The following is a 16,962-nucleotide window of genomic DNA, read 5'->3' on the forward strand; positions in this document are numbered from 1 at the left end:
ACGAAATGGTTAAGATCCCCCAAAATGGGGGGCCTTAACCATAATAACCTGATAATCAGGCCTAAAATACGTTATTTCAGTTCTACTTCAGCACCTGCTTCTTCGAGAGCCTTTTTCAGTGCCTCAGCAGTAGCTTTGTCTACGCCTTCCTTCACGGTAGAAGGTGCTGCGTCCACGAGATCCTTTGCTTCTTTCAGGCCAAGACCGCATTGTTCTTTAACAGCTTTCACAACCTGCAATTTTGCAGCTCCAGCACTCTTAAGAACTACGTCGAAAGAAGTTTTCTCCTCTTCAGCTGCAGCACCGGCAGCACCAGGAGCAGCGGCTACAGCAACAGCAGCAGCTGCCGGCTCAATGCCATATTCTTCTTTCAGGATAGTAGCGAGTTCGCTAACTTCTTTTACTGTCAAGTTAACCAGTTGTTCAGCAATAGCTTTAATGTCTGCCATTTTATTTTTGAGTATTAAAAGTTTTCAATTATACTGTTGAATTATTTTTCTTCCAAGGTCTTCAACACACCATGGATCGTTTGACCTGCCGACTGCAAAGATGCAATAACGTTCTTGGCCGGAGACTGCAGCAATGCCACAACATCTGCGATGAGTTCGTTTTTGCTCTTGATCGAAACCAAAGCATCGAGATTTTCCCTCCCAATGTAGAAGCTTTCCTGCACGTATGCAGCTTTTAGCCAAGGCTTTCCTTCTCCTTTGGTATCCTTTGTAAACTGCTTGATTACTTTGGCCGGAGAATTAGCCACTTCACAGAACATGACAGCGGTATTCCCTTTCAGACAGCTATACAATGACGAGAAATCAACATCACTCGCTGCTAAGGCTGCACGCAAAAGCGTGTTTTTCACCATAACCAACTTCACTCCGTTTTTATTGCAGTTGCGACGGAGCTCTGATGTCTTCTCAGCATTTAATGCCTCTATGTCAGTCAAGTAGAAGTGGGGGTATTGGCCGATATATTCGGCCAACTGCCTTATAACTGTACCTTTATCTTCCTTTCTCATCGTTTCTACCCTTTCTTAATTTTCATCCACTGTCTTAGGATCGACTTTGATACCGAAACTCATAGTACTTGAAAGATAGATGCTTTTGATATAAGTACCCTTAGCTGTAGTAGGCTTGAGTTTAATAATCGTATTAATAAACTCACGTGCATTATCGCGGATTTGGTCCGCAGAGAATGACACTTTACCTATCGATGTATGAACGATACCGGTTTTATCAACTTTAAAATCAATCTTACCGGCTTTCACTTCTTTTACAGCAGCACCTACATCATTGGTTACAGTCCCGCTTTTAGGGTTAGGCATCAATCCGCGAGGGCCTAAAACACGTCCCAATGCACCGATTTTACCCATAATGGCAGGCATGGTGATGATGACGTCGATGTCAGTCCAACCAGCCTTTATTTTTTCTATGTATTCGTCAAGACCTACATAGTCAGCACCAGCTTCTTTAGCTTCAGCTTCTTTATCAGGAGAGCACAATGCCAGAACGCGGATCTGCTTTCCAGTTCCGTGCGGAAGCGTTACAACGCCACGCACCATCTGGTTAGCCTTTCGGGGGTCTACACCCAAGCGCACATCAATATCCACAGATGCATCAAAATTGGTCGTGGTGATCTCTTTCACCAAGGCCGATGCCTCCGATATTGTGTATGCTTTCCCGGGTTCAATCTTGCTAAAGGCTAACTTCTGTTTTTTTGTTAGTTTGCTCATTTTGAGTAAGATTAAATTATTTATTCCGGGAAGTCCCCTTTAATCGCGATACCCATGCTTCGAGCAGTACCGGCTACCATTTTCATGGCAGCTTTGATATCGAAGCAATTCAAATCGACAAGCTTATCTTCTGCGATCGTACGTACTTGCTCCCATGTGATTTCTGCTACCTTCTTACGATTAGGTTCTGCAGAACCACTCTTCTGTTTGCTGGCTTCAAGGAGTTGAATAGCAACAGGAGGAGTTTTTACGATAAAATCAAAAGACTTATCGGCATAGTACGTAATTACTACAGGCAATACTTTGCCGGCTTTGTCTTGGGTTCTGGCATTAAATTGCTTGCAAAACTCCATGATGTTGATGCCCTTTGCACCAAGTGCAGGCCCAACGGGGGGTGAGGGATTAGCTGCACCACCTTTTATTTGCAATTTGATTTGTCCAGCAACTTCTTTAGCCATTGTTCTAAAATTAAAAATTCAGACACACACTATATCAATGCGAGAGAGAAAAGATCCGTAACACAACCTCATTCTTTCTCAACCTGTACATAGGAAAGCTCCAGTGCAGTTTTTCTTCCGAAAATCTTCACCATCACCTTGAGCTTTTTCTTGTCGGGATTTACCTCTTCCACTATCGCATCGAAACCGGCAAAAGCACCATCTGACACTTTCACGGTTTCTCCCACCATAAAGCTGAGTTCATATTCTTCGTCTTCACTGTCCAGCTGGTCAACTTTTCCTAAGATTCGACTAACTTCGGACGGATGAAGAGGTGCCGGACGACCGTCACCTAAGAACCCAATCACGTTGGGCGTACTGCGTAGTCGGTGCTCTACTTCACCGACCAAAACAGCTTCGACCAATACGTATCCGGGTAGGTAAGGGCGTTCTTTTACAACCCTTTTACCGGCACGCTGCGTCATCACTTTTTCAGTGGGAATGAGAACCTGAAAGAGATAATTTCCTAAATCGGAGTGCTTCATTTCTGCTTCCAGATATTCACGCACTTTGTTCTCCTTACCACTAATGGCACGGAGAACATAGAATTTTTTCTCTGCGTTTGTCATATCTTGATAAGCAAGAAATGGTTAGAACACCAATTTATATACCAGTTCCATGATCCGTTCGAAAGCAGTATCGACAACAAACACAAAAAGAGCAATGATTAAGGAAGCAATCATCACTACTACAGCACTGTTTGTCAGCTCGGATCTGGTAGGCCAAGAAACCTTATGTACAAGCTCATTATAGGAATCCGTGATCGAAGTCCCTATTTTATTGAATAGTTTCATTGATTGAAAATTTTGCACGGGTTGAGAGACTCGAACTCCCGACACTTGGTTTTGGAGACCAATGCTCTACCAACTGAGCTAAACCCGTTTGAAAAGAGCCCGATACCCACCCATTGAGAGAGGTATCGGGACCCCTTAGTATTTGCTAACCAATCGAATTAGTCGATGAGCTCTGTAATCTGACCGGCACCTACCGTACGACCACCTTCACGGATAGCGAAGCGGAGACCTACATTACATGCAACCGGGTAGATGAGTTCTACAGTGATCGTTACGTTGTCACCGGGCATAACCATTTCTGTTCCTTCGGGAAGAGTGATTTCACCGGTCACGTCAAGCGTACGGATGTAGAACTGCGGACGATATTTGTTGTGGAAAGGAGTGTGGCGACCACCTTCTTCTTTCTTCAAGATATAAACCTCGGCCTTAAATCTCTTGTGAGGAGTAATCTTACCCGGGTGAGAGATAACCATACCACGCTTGATCTGATCCTTATCGATACCACGCAGGAGGAGACCAACGTTGTCACCAGCCTGACCTTCGTCAAGAATCTTACGGAACATTTCAACACCCGTAACAACCGACTTCATTCCTTCTGCACCGAGGCCGATGATTTGAACTTCGTCACCGGTCTTCACAATACCGGTTTCGATACGTCCTGTAGCGACCGTACCACGACCCGTGATAGAGAACACGTCTTCAACCGGCATCAAGAACGGTTTGTCGATATCGCGCTCAGGCAGGGGAACCCAGTTGTCAACAGCTTCCATAAGCTCCATCACCTTGTCTTCCCACTGAGGCTCTCCATTCAAAGCGCCCAGAGCAGAACCACGGATGATAGGGGTATTGTCACCATCGAAATCGTAGAAAGAAAGGAGTTCGCGCATGTCCATTTCAACAAGCTCGAGCATCTCTTCATCGTCTACCATGTCACATTTGTTCATGAAAACAACCAGACGAGGAACGTTTACCTGGCGAGCCAAAAGGATGTGCTCGCGAGTCTGAGGCATAGGACCGTCTGTAGCTGCTACAACGATTATAGCACCGTCCATCTGAGCAGCACCGGCAACCATGTTCTTCACATAGTCGGCGTGACCCGGACAGTCTACGTGAGCGTAGTGACGATTAGCTGTTTGGTATTCAACGTGTGAAGTATTAATCGTGATACCACGTTCCTTTTCTTCGGGAGCGTTATCGATTGAATCAAATGAACGGAGTTCTGAAAGGCCCCTCTTTGCCAACACAGTTGTGATTGCAGCCGTCAAGGTAGTCTTACCGTGGTCCACGTGTCCGATCGTACCAACGTTAACGTGGGGTTTCGATCTGTTAAAATGCTCTTTTGCCATAACCTTAAGTTCTTTGTTTTATTTAAGTTGTTTGTTTGTGCTTATACAAAACGCTAACCACAATCAGAGCCGATGCCGGGACTTGAACCCGGGACCTCTTCCTTACCAAGGAAGTGCTCTACCGCTGAGCTACATTGGCAATCCGATATTCCCTCGTTTTGTCAGAGAGGGTGGGCAGTGATGGATTCGAACCACCGAAGGCGTAAGCCAGCTGAGTTACAGTCAGCCCCATTTGGCCACTCTGGTAACTGCCCCTCGCGCTCCGGTGCCCGACTTATTACCGCTAAAATCACAGCCTTAGCCTCATGCGGATTAAGGGGAGGCGAATCGGCTGCAAATTTAGTGACATTTTCTAATTCGCCAAACATTCGACGAATCTTTTTGGTCTTTGTCCTATTTTCTCTGTTCTTTCCTTTTTTCGATCTGTCTTTTCAGTGCATCGACTGTCAGATCAATAGCTTCCTCAAAGGTGTCTGCTATCTTTTCCGCGAACAAGTCGTCGCCGGGGATATAGAGCCTGATAGATGCTTCTTTGTTTTGTACGGTCTCAGGCTTGACGAGCTTGAGGACGACTTCGGCTCCCGTTATTCCATCGGACAAGCGATTCAGCTTGGATATTTTCTTCTGTACAAAATCTTTCAGTTGGTCGGTAGCATCGAAATGCAGAGCCTGGATTCTTACATCTGTCATGGTCGTTTCTTCTTTTTTTGCCCTTGGATGAGCGTTATACATCTGTCTAAGTTGTTCGAACGAAATATGCGTGTATTGCACCGTCGTAGAAAGGCTGTCGTGCCCTAAAAGTTCTTTGACCGACATCAGATCTGCTCCGTGGTTGAGCATTTCGGTGGCGAAGCTGTGTCTCAGAACATGCGGACTCCTCTTGGTCAGGTGCGGTACGTTTGCCAATGCCGTACGAACTATCTTGTAGACCACTTCACCTGTCAGTGGTCTGCCATCCAAAGAAACGAAAAAAAAATCAGATTTCCCTACTTTTTCTTCACGAATATTCCGATAGTTGTCTATCATATCTTGCAGACGTTTTCCGAAAGGTACTATTCGCTCTTTATTCCTTTTGCCGATGATACGTATGCAGCCGGCCTTGTCTTCTACCGCGTTGTCTTTGAGAGTGGCTATTTCGGAACGCCGCAAACCCACTTCATACAGTGTTTCCAGAATCAGTCTGTCCCGTACGGCCTCGAAATCATCTTCACGGATGGGCTTATTCAGCACTTTTTCCATTTCATCGTTCGGGACGAAAACAGGCAGTGGTCTCTCTTTCTTCGGCCCCCTCAGCATTCGGACAGGACTTTGCCCAATAAGCCCGATTTTGACCATGTATTTGTAAAAGCTTTTCAGCGCGCTCAGTCTGCGCTGAACGGAAGAACTTTTTTGTCCGGCTTCCATTAAAGAGAAGAGCCAAGCGCGCGCGACATCCTTGTCGCGTTCGCTTGGCTCGAATACTTCTCCCGTGTGTTCACTGAAGAAAGCGGCATAGCGATTCAAATCTTGTGCATAGTCACAAACGGTTCGTTCTGACGCGTGAACTTCGTAGCGTAGATAATAGAGGAATCTTTCGATGGTGTCGGGTGTTTCATTCATTGTCGTGAATGAGATTGGTCTCGATCATTGCACCCCTCTTGAGCCGCAAAGAGACTGCGGCAATAGTTATCCTTCTTTATTCTTCGGCAACCTGAAGCTGCTTCATGTAGATGGCTTTTTGCATCTTCTTGCGCTTGGCCACCGAGGGCTTTTCAAAAGCCTGACGAGCACGCAATTCGCGTACTGCTCCGGTTTTTTCAAACTTTCTTTTGAAGCGTTTCAGTGCTCTTTCGATGTTCTCGCCTTCTTTAACTGGAACTACGATCATAATCTTCTTCTGTTTTTTATTTTGTTTTTGTCATTCTTCGTTCGTGACCATGAAATTCGGTGCGCAAAGTTAGAAATACTTTGTTGATTGCCAAAAACTTTACTGAAGATCTATTTCGAAAAGCAGATGATTTCAGCCATTTGGGATCGTATCGAAAGCTATCATCCCAATTCAACGACAGTGATGCCGGCCCCTCCGAACTGGACGTGTTCGTCTGCAAAATGCCTTACGCCATTGACTGTAGCCAAATACTCCCTGATCACCGTTCTGAGTGCACCTGTTCCCGTTCCATGAAGTATCCGTACGCGCGGTATTCCCAGTTGGATGGCATCATCGATAAAATACATGACGGCTTGGACGGCTTCGTTCACACGCATGCCACGCAAATCGATGTCTTGATTGAAATCCAAACGCTTCTCGTGGATCCGGTCTATGATCATTCGGGCAGATGCTCCGGAGACAGGCTCAGACTTCCGCTCTTTGACGGGCTTGGCCGGTTCCAACCGATCGATCGGCACAGTCGTTTTGATCATTCCGAGAGCAATGGTAGCCTCCCGATCATTCATATCTATAATACTGCCTATAGCCGTCTGTCCTTTGATTCGTACCGTATCGCCCACTCGTATGGCAGGGAGTTGGGGCACTTCTTGCAGCTTTGGCTGTACAGGTGTTTCGACCGAACGGCTTGCTACTTTCTCCTGCTTCCGTTTTTTCCTCCGTTTTATTTTCTCTATCTCCCGATTGATTCGCTCTTCTTTTTCGATCTCTTCTTTGTTGATCGTTTCCTTGAAGTCGCTCAGCTCCTGTCGTGCTCTCCGCGTTTTCTCCCTTTCGGCTTGTGCCTCTTTGATGTCGCGGATAGTTTTCTCTATCTGTGCAGACGATTGGGACAGCATCTCGGATGCTTGTTGGCGGGCTTCGTCCAGTATTTGTTTGCGTTCTTTTTTGATAGACTCCAGACGCGATTCATATTCGGCGGCAGCCCCTTCCAGCCGTTTTTCCTCCTTTCGGATATTGGTACGCTTAGTCTCCCAGTATCGCTTGTCCCGTACGATGTCCTGAAGATATTTATCCATGTCGATGTAGCCCGTGCCCACCTTATCCGTGGCTTCGGCTATGACCTCCTCGGGCAGCCCAATCTTGCGAGCAATCTCGATGGCAAACGAACTTCCCGGCCGACCGATGGAAAGGCGGAAGAGTGGGCGCATCTCATGGCGATCGTAGAGCATGGCTCCGTTTACAAGCCCCGGTGTCTCTTCGGCATAGGCCTTCAGATTCTGGTAGTGAGTGGTTACTACTCCGAATCCTTCCTGTTCGTTGAAGCGATGTAGCAGTGCTTCCGCAATGGCTCCGCCTATCTGAGGTTCGGTACCGCCACCGAACTCATCTATTAATAATAGTGTACTCTTATCCGTATGGCGGGCAAAGTGTTTCATATTCCTCAGATGCGAACTGTAGGTGCTGAGGTCATCTTCTATGGACTGTTCATCGCCTATATCGATGAAGAGCTTGCCGAATATCCCTGCCGTAGAATCGGGAGACATCGGTATAGGAAGACCGCTTTGCAGCATGTATTGCAACAGCCCCACCGTCTTTAGACAGACAGATTTGCCTCCTGCATTGGGACCGGATATGACCAGGATGCGTTTGTCGGGAGCAGTGAGCGATATATCCAGCGGAATCACATCTCTGCCATGCGCCCTGAGACTGCGAAGCAGCAGCGGATGTACGGCTTTCTCCCAACGGATCTCCGGCTTCTTGGACAAAATGGGACGGATAGCATTCCATTCGCCGCAGAGACGAGCTTTCGCTGAGATGAAATCAAACAGTCCTATCCATTCGTAGCAGTCGATCAGATCATGAATGTGCGGACGAAGTGCATCGCATACCTCTATCAGGATGCGAATGATTTCCCGTCTTTCGGCTGCCTCCAGCTCGCGAATACGATTGTTCGCTTCTACTATCTCTGCCGGTTCGATGAAGACGGTCTTCCCCGTGCCGGATTCGTCATGGACGATACCTCTTACTTTCCGCTTATGTGCCGGAGCTACCGGAATCACCAGCCGCCCATCGCGTACCGATGGCTGTACGCCCTGATCCACCCAGCCTTCGGACTGAGCCAAGCGAAGGATGCCTTGGAGGGTGCGCGAGATATTTTTCTCTATGGAAGAGAGTTCGCGACGGATATTCATCAGTTCGGGCGAGGCATTGTCTTTCATTTTCCCGAACCGATCGAACAAGCTGCTGATACGCTTCTCCAGATCCGGAAAAGCAATGACCTCGGACAAAAGAGTTTGGAGGTGGGGGTATGGTGTATCCTTACCCTCCTCTTCTTCCCCCACATGGAAGAAACGGATGAGAGCCTCGATTGTCCTCAGAGCAGTAGCCACATCCAGCAACTCTGGCTCTTCCAGATAGGTACCGGCAGGTCGGATACGGTTTAGTGCTTCTCGCACATCGGCCAGACGGAGATCGGGAAACAAGTCTTCTTCTCTCAGGATAATCTGCATTTCTTCCGTCTCGGCAAGCAAGCGGCTGACTTCGTCATGCCTTGCAAGAGCATGCATCTGCATTACCCGATCGCTGCCCATCGGACTATGGCAACGGCCGATGAGAAGGCGACGAATCTCATCGAAACCCACTTTCTCCTCGAAGTTGTGGGGGTAAGTCTCCATCCGAATCATAGCGGTCTGTCAGCGAAAAGCCCTGAGCAAGTCATTGCCATTGGCATAGAGAACGAGAAGAATCAGAATAGCCATCCCGATCAATTGCGCACGGATAAGGACTTCCTGACCGACTTTCCTGCGGGTAATGATTTCAATAAGAAGAAAGAGAATATGTCCTCCATCCAATGCCGGTATGGGCAGAATGTTCATGACTGCCAGCATGATGGAGAGAAGTGCCGTCATAGCCCAGAATTGAGGCCAGTTCCAAGAGGCCGGGAAAAGGCTGCCCAATGTACCGAAGCCACCTATCTGTCCTGCCCCTTCTTTGGTGAAGACGTACTTCATGTCGCTTACGTAGCTGCGCATGGTGCCCATACCTTGTGCTATTCCGGCCGGTATGGCTTCGAATAGCGAATATCGGATATGATCGATGGTATAGATGGCATCCAACGGTCGGAGGCTCACTCCGATAAGTCCGCCGGTATCTACCGGCAGCGTTATAGTCAGCTCTTCGCCTGCTCGGGCTACGGACAGGGCTATACTATCGCCTGCATGGCTGCGAATGGCTCCGATCACATCGCTTGCATCAGGCATCAACTTGCCATTTACGGCAGTGATACTGTCGCCCGCTTTCAGCTGATTGGCATAAGCCGTCCCTTGGGGCATGACGCTATCGATGACGAACGGCACCTGTATGGACATAAAGCCGCTGTTGGCTTTGAGCACACGCTTCATCATATCGTGCGGAACATGTACGATCTCTCGCCGGCCTTGTCTCAGGACTTCCACTTGGCGAGCCTGAATCACCGACCGCATGAACCCTGAAGCCAAAGCATCCGCCGGCCGGCCATCCACAGTGAGGATAATATCATTGTTTTGAAAACCGGCCTCCTGTGCCACGGAGGAGAAGGCCATGCCCGAACTGATACGCTCCGAAGGCATCCGCATACTACCCCATTGCAGGACAATACCGGAATAGATGACAAGAGCCAACAGGAAATTGAACAGCACTCCCCCCAGCATGATCAGAAGCCGCTGCCATGCCGGTCGACTGCGGAATTCATAAGGTTTCGGCTCTTGCTGCAAGTACTCGGTATCCATGGATTCGTCTATCATCCCGTTGATCTTGCAATAGCCACCGAGAGGAAGCCAACCGATACCGAATTCCGTTTCGCTTCGTTTGGGCTTGTAACGGAAGATGGCACCTCCCCAATCGAAGAAAAGGTAGAACTTGTCCACCCTGACTCGGAAGAGACGAGCAAAAAAGTAATGTCCCAATTCATGGACGAAAACCAGAATGGCGAATGCGAGGATCAACTGCGCAGCTTTAATGAGGAAAACTATCATGCGAGAGTCTTAATTATGTAAGAGGGCTGATTGTATGTGCCTCTTTCCTTCAATAACATGCGGCAAAGATATAGGTTTTCGCTCTCTGCTCCCCTCGCAATTATGTGAGGGCGAGATGATAGTAAAGCGATCAGGAACGAAAAAATGGATTTCTACAGTTCGGAAAAATGTGGTCTGAGTTTATTTTCGTTTTGGTTCGTAAATTTTTTCTTTCCCGAACCAAAACGAAAAAGATCTCGCGCCGCATTCTCAAATTCTTGGAACCGCAATCTTGCCATGTTCGGTTCGAAAAAAACGCGAGCTGTTCTTTCGCTTCTCACTTTTTTGAGCAGACCGAAAGACACTGATGCAGCCGCACCGTAAGTAAACGTCAGACGTAAAATGCGTTTTGCTTATCTTTGCAGAGCTTGCTCTATGGGCAAAAAACGGATCTTTCTCCTACAACATCTTCGTATAACAAGTATAACTGAAAGCTGATGTTATCTACTGAACACTTCCTCCTCTTTGCTTCTATTGTCCTATTTGCTGGTATTATGGCCGGAAAGGTGGGCTATCGTTTCGGTATCCCTACCCTTTTGATCTTTCTCTTCACCGGTATGCTTTTCGGAGTGGATGGATTCGGTTTTCAGTTTTCTAATGCCGATGTGGCACAGTCGGTAGGAATCATCGCTCTCTCCATTATTCTCTTCACCGGTGGTATGGATACGCGGATCAGAAAGGTGCGTCCGGTCATTGCCCAGGGACTTACGCTGTCTACTTTGGGTGTCTTGCTGACAGCTCTTCTATCCGGGTTCTTTATCTTTTGGCTGAGCGGTTCGGACTTTGGCCCTTACCCGTTCGCTCTTTCTACCTCTTTGCTGCTGGCTGCCACGATGGCCAGTACCGACTCGGCTTCGGTATTCGCCATCCTCCGTTCGCAAAAGATGCAGCTCAAAGAGAATCTGGCTCCGACACTGGAGATGGAGAGCGGTAGTAACGACCCCATGGCGTATATGCTGACCATTGCACTCATCGATTTCATCACCACCGGTCAGAGCGGAATAGGGCCTATTGTTCTGACTTTCATCCTGCAGTTCGTCGTGGGTGGTACATTGGGTTTCCTGATGGGGCGTTTGGCCGTCTTTATTCTCAATCGGATGAATATCCACAACGATACGCTCTACCCCATTACCCTGCTGTGCATGGTGTTTTTCACCTTCTCGGTGACCTCCCTTTTGCAAGGGAACGGTTATTTGGCTGTTTATATCGCCGGTATTGTAGTCGGGAACAATCGGGTTATTCATAAGAAGAGTATTAATACCTTTCTCGATGGTATCACCTGGCTGGTACAGATTATCCTGTTCATCCTCTTGGGCTTGCTCGTCAATCCGAGAGAGATGCTGGATGTGGCACCGTTCTCCCTCGTGGTAGGTGCTTTCATGATTCTCATAGCTCGCCCGTTGGCCGTCTATTTCTGCCTGATTCCCTTCCGCAAAATATCATTCAGGGGTAAGACCTTTCTCAGCTGGGTCGGATTGCGCGGAGCCGTTCCTATCATCTTTGCCACCTATCCCATGATCGATAATATCCCCGGAGCGGATCAGCTTTTCAATGTCGTCTTCTTCATTACCATACTCTCTCTGCTCGTACAGGGGAGTACGATCTCCCAGGTAGCACGTTGGCTCGGACTGGATATTCCTTCGCCGCCAATAGGTAGCCTGTTCGGTGTGGAAATACCGGAAGAGACGGGAACCAAGTTGGAGGAGAGAGTGGTGGATGCTTCCATGCTGTCCCATGGCGATCTGCTGATGAATCTTTCTCTTCGTGACGAAGAGCTTGTCATCCTGGTACGAAGAGGCGAGGGCTATCGTGTACCGAAAGGGCGTATGCACTTGCAAGTGGGAGACGTGCTACTGATCGTATCCGAAAAGAATCTTTCCCAGACATTGACCTCAGGCGATCCGGAGAATCATCCCGGTCTTCTGCAGCGTCTCAAGCACAGGCTCTTGCGCCGTTAGGCTGTGAGTTGCTCCAGCTTCTTTTCCAATCGTGCGGCTTCGTCCCGAAGTCGCGCCGCTTCCAGAAAGTCCAGCTCTTTGGCTGCTGCCAACATTTGCTTCTTGGTCGAAGCAATGAGTGCTTCCAGCTTGGGTTTGCTCAGATAGTCGGCCAAAGGATCGGCAGCCACCATGCTGCTCTCTTCTATGTACGCACCGGATTCTGTGCCGGATTGCAAGGCCGACACATCGCCTTCTCCCCAAATGGCAGCACTGTTCTTCACTATCTGTTGGGGGGTGATGCCGTGCGCTTCGTTATAGGCCAGTTGCTTTGCGCGCCGGCGTGCAGCCTCGTCCATGGTGAGCTGCATACTGTCGGTGATCTTGTCCGCGTAGAAGATGACACGCCCATGAATGTGCCGGGCAGCACGTCCTGCAGTCTGCGTGAGCGAACGATGCGAGCGCAGGAATCCTTCCTTATCCGCATCCAGAATAGCCACAAGCGAAACTTCCGGCAAGTCCAATCCTTCGCGGAGCAGATTCACCCCGATGAGTGCATCGTAGACCCCCTTGCGCAGGTCTTCCATGATACGCACACGCTCCAGCGTGTCCACATCGCTGTGTATGTAGCCGGTGCTGATACCGTGGCGCAGCAGGTATTCGCTAAGCTCCTCTGCCATACGTTTAGTCAGGGTCGTTACCAGTACGCGCTCCTTCTTTTCGATGCAGCGTGCTATCTCCTCCATCAGATCGTCCACTTGGTTTGCCGTCGGCTTGACGTCGATGATGGGATCCAGCAGTCCGGTCGGACGGATCAGCTGTTCGACGATCACGCCTTCGCTTCTGTTCAGCTCATAGTCGGCAGGTGTGGCACTGATATAAAGGGTCCGGGGGGTGAGAGCTTCGAACTCGTCGAAGCGAAGCGGCCGATTGTCGAGAGCGGCAGGCAGGCGGAATCCGTATTCGACCAGATTCTCCTTGCGCGAACGATCGCCTCCGTACATGGCACGTATCTGCGGTATCGTTACATGGCTTTCGTCTATGACCAACAGGAAATCCTCCGGGAAATAATCCAACAGACAGAAAGGACGTTCGCCCGCGTCACGGCCGTCGAAGTAGCGCGAATAGTTCTCTATACCGGAACAATAACCCAACTCACGGATCATTTCCAAGTCATACGTGACCCGCTCATACAAGCGTTTGGCTTCGTATGGTTTGCCGATCTCTTTCAGAAAATCGACCTGTGCGCCCAGATCCACATCGATTTTCCCCACTGCCCGATCCACCTGCTCCTTAGTCGTCACGAAGAGATTGGCCGGATATATCTTCAGCTCCGACAGCAGGCCGTATTCCCGTCCCGTTCGCGGATCGAAGGTACTCAGCCGCTCGACCTCTCCATCCCAAAACTCCACCCTGTATGCCACGCCGTCATAACCTTCTACGGCGGGGAATATGTCCACGCTGTCGCCTTTGACACGGAAGTTGCCGCTCTCGAACTCTACTTTATTGTTCGTGTAGTAGCTCTCTACCAGCAGGCGGATAAAATGATCCCTGTCGGCCCTTTGTCCCGTGTGCAGGCTGATCACCTTTTCGGAAAAAGCTTCAGGATTGGCCATACCGTAGAGACAAGATACGGAGCTGACCACAAGCACATCTTTCCGCCCTGACAGGAGCGAAGCCGTGGCCCTCAATCGCAGTTTTTCGATCTCCGCGTTGATGGCCATGTCCTTTTCGATATAGGTGTCTGTGACGGGGAGGTAGGCCTCGGGCTGATAGTAGTCGTAGTAGCTGACGAAATACTCCACCGCATTCTTGGGGAAGAAGGCTTTGAACTCTCCGTATAGCTGTGCCGCCAAAGTCTTGTTGTGACTCAGGACAAGGGTCGGACGATTGACCGCCGCCACCACGTTAGCCACCGTAAAGGTTTTGCCCGAACCCGTTACGCCGAGCAGCGTCTGAGCCGGCATCCCTTCGTTGATGCCCTGTACGAGTTGGCGAATGGCTTCCGGCTGGTCGCCCGTGGGCTTGAATCGAGAAGTGAGTTTGTAGTCCATTACTTATCTTTTCTGAGTGTGGTCGAGCCTGTATGCTTTCCTCGAACAAAGATAATTATGGAGATCACTGTATAGAATTTCAAGACCATGAATTTTGCAAATTTGCACGCCGGACAATCTGCATTGCAGAGCTGAAATACAGATTTCCCGACCAAAAAGATCTGTCGCGTGGCTCTTGGAACAGTTGAATGGAAATGGACTAATCATCGAATAAGACTGTCGCACGGGATAAACCATACATCTTTCATCATTTATGTAAGGCTGCCCGTTGCACAAAAAAACGGCTATGCCCTGTGAAATGAGCATAGCCGTTCGGGAATGACGAAAGCTACTTGGTCGCGCAGCTATTTGATCAGTCGGCGTTGAGCGTGAAACGCTTGAAGCCTACTACAGTCAGCGTCTTGCTACCGGTATGGAGATATTGTTCGATGGTCAGCTTGCTGTCCTTCACGAACTCCTGCTGCAAGAGTGTGTTTTCCTTGTAGTACTTCTGCAAAGCACCTTGAGCGATACGATCCAGCAGATTCTCCGGCTTGCCGGCTTCGAGAGCCTTTTCGCGAGCGATCTGCAATTCCTGATCGATGATGTGCTGATCGACCTGCTCGGGCAGTACTGCCACGGGGTTCATAGCTGCAATCTGCATGGCTATGTCACGAGCCATCTGGTGTTCGATAGCTTCGTTGAATGCAGCCACGGTAGCCAGCTTGTTGCCCGGGTGGATATAAGAAATGCTGGAGGCACCGCTGATGTATTCGTAAGCACCCAATTCCATCTTCTCACCCGTCACACCGATACGATCGGTAATGTGGTCGGCTATGGTGCGTCCGTCAGCCAAAGGAAGGGCGAGCAGCTCTTCTTTGTTGGCCGGCTTCTTGTCCATAGCAGTATTGAGGATATTTTGTGTAAGCTCGATAAATTCGGCATTCTTTGCCACAAAATCAGTCTCGCACTTGAGAGCTACGATAGCGGCAAATCCGTCTTTGTCGGCTGAGAGTACGCAGCCTTCCGCCGCTTCTCTGTCCGAACGCTTGGCAGCTACTGCTTGTCCCTTCTTGCGAATGATTTCCATTGCTTTCTCGAAGTCGTTGTTGGACTCTTCGAGCGCATTCTTACAGTCCATCATGCCGGCACCGCTCATCTTACGCAGCTTGGCAATGTCTTGAATTGTTACAGCCATTGGTTTGTTCTATAATGAATGGGTTATTAGTTCTGTAAAAAAGTTATGAGCCATGAGTCATAACCCCTGAGTTTGGAACCTGCATGCTGAGGCCACTCATGGATTATAACCCATAGCTCATAATTCCATGTGTGCTGTTTATTCCGCCTCTTCGGCTTCCGGAGCTTCTGCTACCTCTGTGGCAGCTTCTGCCGTAGCTTCGTTCTCATTCTGACGAGAGCGACGAGCTCCTGAGCGAGCGCGACGTTCGCGACGGGGAGCTGCTTCTTCCGTCTCCTCCTCTTCGGGCTTTTCGGCCTTACGCTCCATCAGACCTTCGTTGATAGCCTGGCACATCGTGCCTACGATCAGTTCGATAGCCTTCAGGGCATCATCGTTAGAGGGGATCACATAGTCGATAAGCGAAGGATCGCTGTTGGTATCCACCATTGCGAATACGGGGATGCCAAGACGGTTGGCCTCGCGTACGGCGATGTGCTCTTTCATCACGTCCACCACGAACAGGGCAGAAGGCAGACGGTTCATATCGGCGATAGAACCGAGCGTCTTCTCCAATTTGGCACGTTGGCGAGTGATTTGCAGCTTTTCGCGCTTGGAAAGATTATCAAATGTGCCGTCAGCCGTCATTTTGTCAATCTGGGTCATCTTCTTCACCGCCTTGCGGATGGTGGGGAAGTTGGTGAGCATACCGCCCGGCCAGCGTTCTACCACATAGGGCATTCCCACTGATTTGGCCAATTCGGCGATAGGTTCTTTGGCCTGCTTCTTCGTGGCAACGAAGAGAATCTTCTTGCCATTTTTGGCCATACCCTTAATAACTTCGGCTGCTTCGTCTACTTTAGCAACTGTTTTGTGCAGGTCGATAATATGAATATCGTTGCGCTCCATAAAGATATACGGAGCCATAGCCGGATTCCACTTTCTCTTGAGGTGTCCGAAGTGAGCACCGGCTTCCAATAATTGATCAAAAGAAATTCTTGACATTTTCGTTTACGTTCTTTGTAATGATTACTGTTTGCAATCCAAACCGGTAGAGCAGACTCGAAAAGAAATGAATTACTCCCGAATGCAATCCGATGGATTTAGATACTAAACGCGAGAAATATCCTCTAAGGACATTAACGCTTACTGAATTGGAATCTCTTGCGAGCTTTGGGACGTCCCGGTTTCTTACGTTCTACCACGCGAGGATCGCGAGTGATGAAGCCTTCTGAACGCAAAGCGGGTTTGTCGTCCGGATTGATCTTGACCAGTGCACGGGCGATAGCCAAGCGAGCAGCCTCGCTCTGACCTTTGAAACCACCTCCACGCAGATTGATCTTGATATCGTATTTCGCAGCAACATCGAGCTTGAGAAGTGGCTGCTTAACGATATACTGCAAGATTGAAGACGGGAAATACTGTTCGATTTCGCGCTTGTTGATCACGATCTTGCCGGAGCCTTCGCTCAGATAAACACGAGCTACAGCAGCCTTACGCCGGCCTATTGCATTGATATAGTCCATAGCT

The 16,962-nt window shown here is 49.1% G+C and carries 18 protein-coding genes and 3 tRNA genes; 2 read left to right on the plus strand and 19 right to left on the minus strand.

The window, feature by feature from the left end; all coding sequences use genetic code 11:
• Nucleotides 1-71: 71 nt before the first annotated feature.
• The 15 genes from rplL to PGN_RS12435 all read right to left on the minus strand — a co-directional run bounded on the left by rplL (nucleotide 72) and on the right by PGN_RS12435 (nucleotide 10,493).
• A complete protein-coding gene (gene rplL / locus PGN_RS07485) occupies nucleotides 72-449 on the minus strand; it encodes a 50S ribosomal protein L7/L12 (protein WP_010956001.1) in 378 nt (125 codons plus the stop codon).
• A 41-nt stretch (nucleotides 450-490) separates the two neighbouring features.
• The gene (gene rplJ, locus PGN_RS07490; RefSeq protein WP_004584919.1) at nucleotides 491-1,015 is read right to left on the minus strand and encodes a 50S ribosomal protein L10; all 525 of its coding nucleotides are present in this window, start codon (nucleotides 1,013-1,015) and stop codon (nucleotides 491-493) included.
• A gap of 15 nt (nucleotides 1,016-1,030) precedes the next feature.
• On the minus strand, nucleotides 1,031-1,729 hold the full coding sequence (gene rplA / locus PGN_RS07495) for a 50S ribosomal protein L1 (protein WP_004584918.1): 699 nt from the start codon (nucleotides 1,727-1,729) through the stop codon (nucleotides 1,031-1,033).
• A gap of 20 nt (nucleotides 1,730-1,749) precedes the next feature.
• Entirely contained in the window at nucleotides 1,750-2,187 is a 438-nt protein-coding gene (gene rplK, locus PGN_RS07500) for a 50S ribosomal protein L11 (protein WP_010955999.1), read from the minus strand.
• A 68-nt stretch (nucleotides 2,188-2,255) separates the two neighbouring features.
• Nucleotides 2,256-2,795, minus strand: coding sequence for a transcription termination/antitermination protein NusG (gene nusG / locus PGN_RS07505; RefSeq protein WP_004584916.1), 540 nt, complete (start codon nucleotides 2,793-2,795; stop codon nucleotides 2,256-2,258).
• Nucleotides 2,796-2,816: 21 nt separating this feature from the next.
• On the minus strand, nucleotides 2,817-3,020 hold the full coding sequence (gene secE / locus PGN_RS07510; protein WP_004584915.1) for a preprotein translocase subunit SecE: 204 nt from the start codon (nucleotides 3,018-3,020) through the stop codon (nucleotides 2,817-2,819).
• Nucleotides 3,021-3,035: 15 nt separating this feature from the next.
• A tRNA-Trp gene (locus PGN_RS07515) sits at nucleotides 3,036-3,108 on the minus strand.
• A 70-nt stretch (nucleotides 3,109-3,178) separates the two neighbouring features.
• On the minus strand, nucleotides 3,179-4,366 hold the full coding sequence (gene tuf / locus PGN_RS07520; protein ID WP_012458382.1) for an elongation factor Tu: 1,188 nt from the start codon (nucleotides 4,364-4,366) through the stop codon (nucleotides 3,179-3,181).
• Nucleotides 4,367-4,433: 67 nt separating this feature from the next.
• Nucleotides 4,434-4,505: transfer RNA gene (locus PGN_RS07525), tRNA-Thr, on the minus strand.
• Between the two features lie 32 nt (nucleotides 4,506-4,537).
• A tRNA-Tyr gene (locus PGN_RS07530) sits at nucleotides 4,538-4,620 on the minus strand.
• A 139-nt stretch (nucleotides 4,621-4,759) separates the two neighbouring features.
• Nucleotides 4,760-5,965: a ribosome hibernation-promoting factor, HPF/YfiA family gene (gene hpf, locus PGN_RS07535; protein ID WP_012458383.1), complete on the minus strand. Its 1,206-nt coding sequence runs from the start codon at nucleotides 5,963-5,965 to the stop codon at nucleotides 4,760-4,762.
• 76 nt (nucleotides 5,966-6,041) lie between these two features.
• The gene (gene rpsU, locus PGN_RS07540; RefSeq protein WP_012458384.1) at nucleotides 6,042-6,233 is read right to left on the minus strand and encodes a 30S ribosomal protein S21; all 192 of its coding nucleotides are present in this window, start codon (nucleotides 6,231-6,233) and stop codon (nucleotides 6,042-6,044) included.
• Nucleotides 6,234-6,394: 161 nt separating this feature from the next.
• Nucleotides 6,395-8,908 (minus strand): endonuclease MutS2, encoded by a 2,514-nt coding sequence (locus PGN_RS07545; protein WP_407635783.1) that lies wholly within the window; start codon nucleotides 8,906-8,908, stop codon nucleotides 6,395-6,397.
• Between the two features lie 18 nt (nucleotides 8,909-8,926).
• Nucleotides 8,927-10,246, minus strand: a complete 1,320-nt coding sequence (gene rseP / locus PGN_RS07550; RefSeq protein WP_012458386.1) for an RIP metalloprotease RseP — start codon at nucleotides 10,244-10,246, stop codon at nucleotides 8,927-8,929.
• Nucleotides 10,247-10,376: 130 nt separating this feature from the next.
• Nucleotides 10,377-10,493: a DUF1661 domain-containing protein gene (locus PGN_RS12435; protein ID WP_130266925.1), complete on the minus strand. Its 117-nt coding sequence runs from the start codon at nucleotides 10,491-10,493 to the stop codon at nucleotides 10,377-10,379.
• Between PGN_RS12435 and PGN_RS11330 the strand changes: the two genes are divergently transcribed.
• Both PGN_RS11330 and PGN_RS07555 read left to right on the plus strand, forming a co-directional pair.
• A complete protein-coding gene (locus PGN_RS11330) occupies nucleotides 10,438-10,593 on the plus strand; it encodes a DUF1661 domain-containing protein (RefSeq protein WP_353558820.1) in 156 nt (51 codons plus the stop codon). The two genes, PGN_RS12435 and PGN_RS11330, sit on opposite strands and share 56 nt — an antisense overlap.
• A 129-nt stretch (nucleotides 10,594-10,722) precedes the next feature.
• Entirely contained in the window at nucleotides 10,723-12,243 is a 1,521-nt protein-coding gene (locus PGN_RS07555) for a potassium/proton antiporter (protein ID WP_012458388.1), read from the plus strand.
• Here the strand turns inward: PGN_RS07555 and uvrB are convergent.
• From uvrB to rpsI, 4 genes are all read right to left on the minus strand, one after another.
• A complete protein-coding gene (uvrB, locus tag PGN_RS07560; RefSeq protein ID WP_012458389.1) occupies nucleotides 12,240-14,276 on the minus strand; it encodes an excinuclease ABC subunit UvrB in 2,037 nt (678 codons plus the stop codon). The two genes, PGN_RS07555 and uvrB, sit on opposite strands and share 4 nt — an antisense overlap.
• A gap of 352 nt (nucleotides 14,277-14,628) precedes the next feature.
• Complete coding sequence (tsf, locus tag PGN_RS07565) at nucleotides 14,629-15,453, minus strand: translation elongation factor Ts (RefSeq protein ID WP_005873789.1); 825 nt, start codon at nucleotides 15,451-15,453, stop codon at nucleotides 14,629-14,631.
• A 138-nt stretch (nucleotides 15,454-15,591) separates the two neighbouring features.
• On the minus strand, nucleotides 15,592-16,437 hold the full coding sequence (gene rpsB, locus PGN_RS07570) for a 30S ribosomal protein S2 (protein ID WP_004584904.1): 846 nt from the start codon (nucleotides 16,435-16,437) through the stop codon (nucleotides 15,592-15,594).
• Nucleotides 16,438-16,571: 134 nt separating this feature from the next.
• Nucleotides 16,572-16,958, minus strand: coding sequence for a 30S ribosomal protein S9 (gene rpsI / locus PGN_RS07575; protein ID WP_004584903.1), 387 nt, complete (start codon nucleotides 16,956-16,958; stop codon nucleotides 16,572-16,574).
• Nucleotides 16,959-16,962: the final 4 nt, after the last annotated feature.

The sequence above is a fragment of the Porphyromonas gingivalis ATCC 33277 genome, from assembly GCF_000010505.1.
GTDB lineage: Bacteria > Bacteroidota > Bacteroidia > Bacteroidales > Porphyromonadaceae > Porphyromonas > Porphyromonas gingivalis.

What these genes read in the sequence shown, in the direction of transcription:
- PGN_RS07555 (WP_012458388.1), top strand. Translation starts at nt 10,723, where the DNA reads ATGTTATCTACTGAACACTTCCTCCTCTTTGCTTCTATTGTCCTATTT.
- rplL (WP_010956001.1), bottom strand. Translation starts at nt 449, where the DNA reads ATGGCAGACATTAAAGCTATTGCTGAACAACTGGTTAACTTGACAGTA.
- PGN_RS07545 (WP_407635783.1), bottom strand. Translation starts at nt 8,908, where the DNA reads ATGGAGACTTACCCCCACAACTTCGAGGAGAAAGTGGGTTTCGATGAG.
- secE (WP_004584915.1), bottom strand. Translation starts at nt 3,020, where the DNA reads ATGAAACTATTCAATAAAATAGGGACTTCGATCACGGATTCCTATAAT.
- tsf (WP_005873789.1), bottom strand. Translation starts at nt 15,453, where the DNA reads ATGGCTGTAACAATTCAAGACATTGCCAAGCTGCGTAAGATGAGCGGT.
- rseP (WP_012458386.1), bottom strand. Translation starts at nt 10,246, where the DNA reads ATGATAGTTTTCCTCATTAAAGCTGCGCAGTTGATCCTCGCATTCGCC.
- rplJ (WP_004584919.1), bottom strand. Translation starts at nt 1,015, where the DNA reads ATGAGAAAGGAAGATAAAGGTACAGTTATAAGGCAGTTGGCCGAATAT.
- tuf (WP_012458382.1), bottom strand. Translation starts at nt 4,366, where the DNA reads ATGGCAAAAGAGCATTTTAACAGATCGAAACCCCACGTTAACGTTGGT.
- nusG (WP_004584916.1), bottom strand. Translation starts at nt 2,795, where the DNA reads ATGACAAACGCAGAGAAAAAATTCTATGTTCTCCGTGCCATTAGTGGT.
- rplK (WP_010955999.1), bottom strand. Translation starts at nt 2,187, where the DNA reads ATGGCTAAAGAAGTTGCTGGACAAATCAAATTGCAAATAAAAGGTGGT.
- hpf (WP_012458383.1), bottom strand. Translation starts at nt 5,965, where the DNA reads ATGAATGAAACACCCGACACCATCGAAAGATTCCTCTATTATCTACGC.
- rpsB (WP_004584904.1), bottom strand. Translation starts at nt 16,437, where the DNA reads ATGTCAAGAATTTCTTTTGATCAATTATTGGAAGCCGGTGCTCACTTC.
- rpsU (WP_012458384.1), bottom strand. Translation starts at nt 6,233, where the DNA reads ATGATCGTAGTTCCAGTTAAAGAAGGCGAGAACATCGAAAGAGCACTG.
- rpsI (WP_004584903.1), bottom strand. Translation starts at nt 16,958, where the DNA reads ATGGACTATATCAATGCAATAGGCCGGCGTAAGGCTGCTGTAGCTCGT.
- uvrB (WP_012458389.1), bottom strand. Translation starts at nt 14,276, where the DNA reads ATGGACTACAAACTCACTTCTCGATTCAAGCCCACGGGCGACCAGCCG.
- PGN_RS12435 (WP_130266925.1), bottom strand. Translation starts at nt 10,493, where the DNA reads ATGCGGCGCGAGATCTTTTTCGTTTTGGTTCGGGAAAGAAAAAATTTA.
- rplA (WP_004584918.1), bottom strand. Translation starts at nt 1,729, where the DNA reads ATGAGCAAACTAACAAAAAAACAGAAGTTAGCCTTTAGCAAGATTGAA.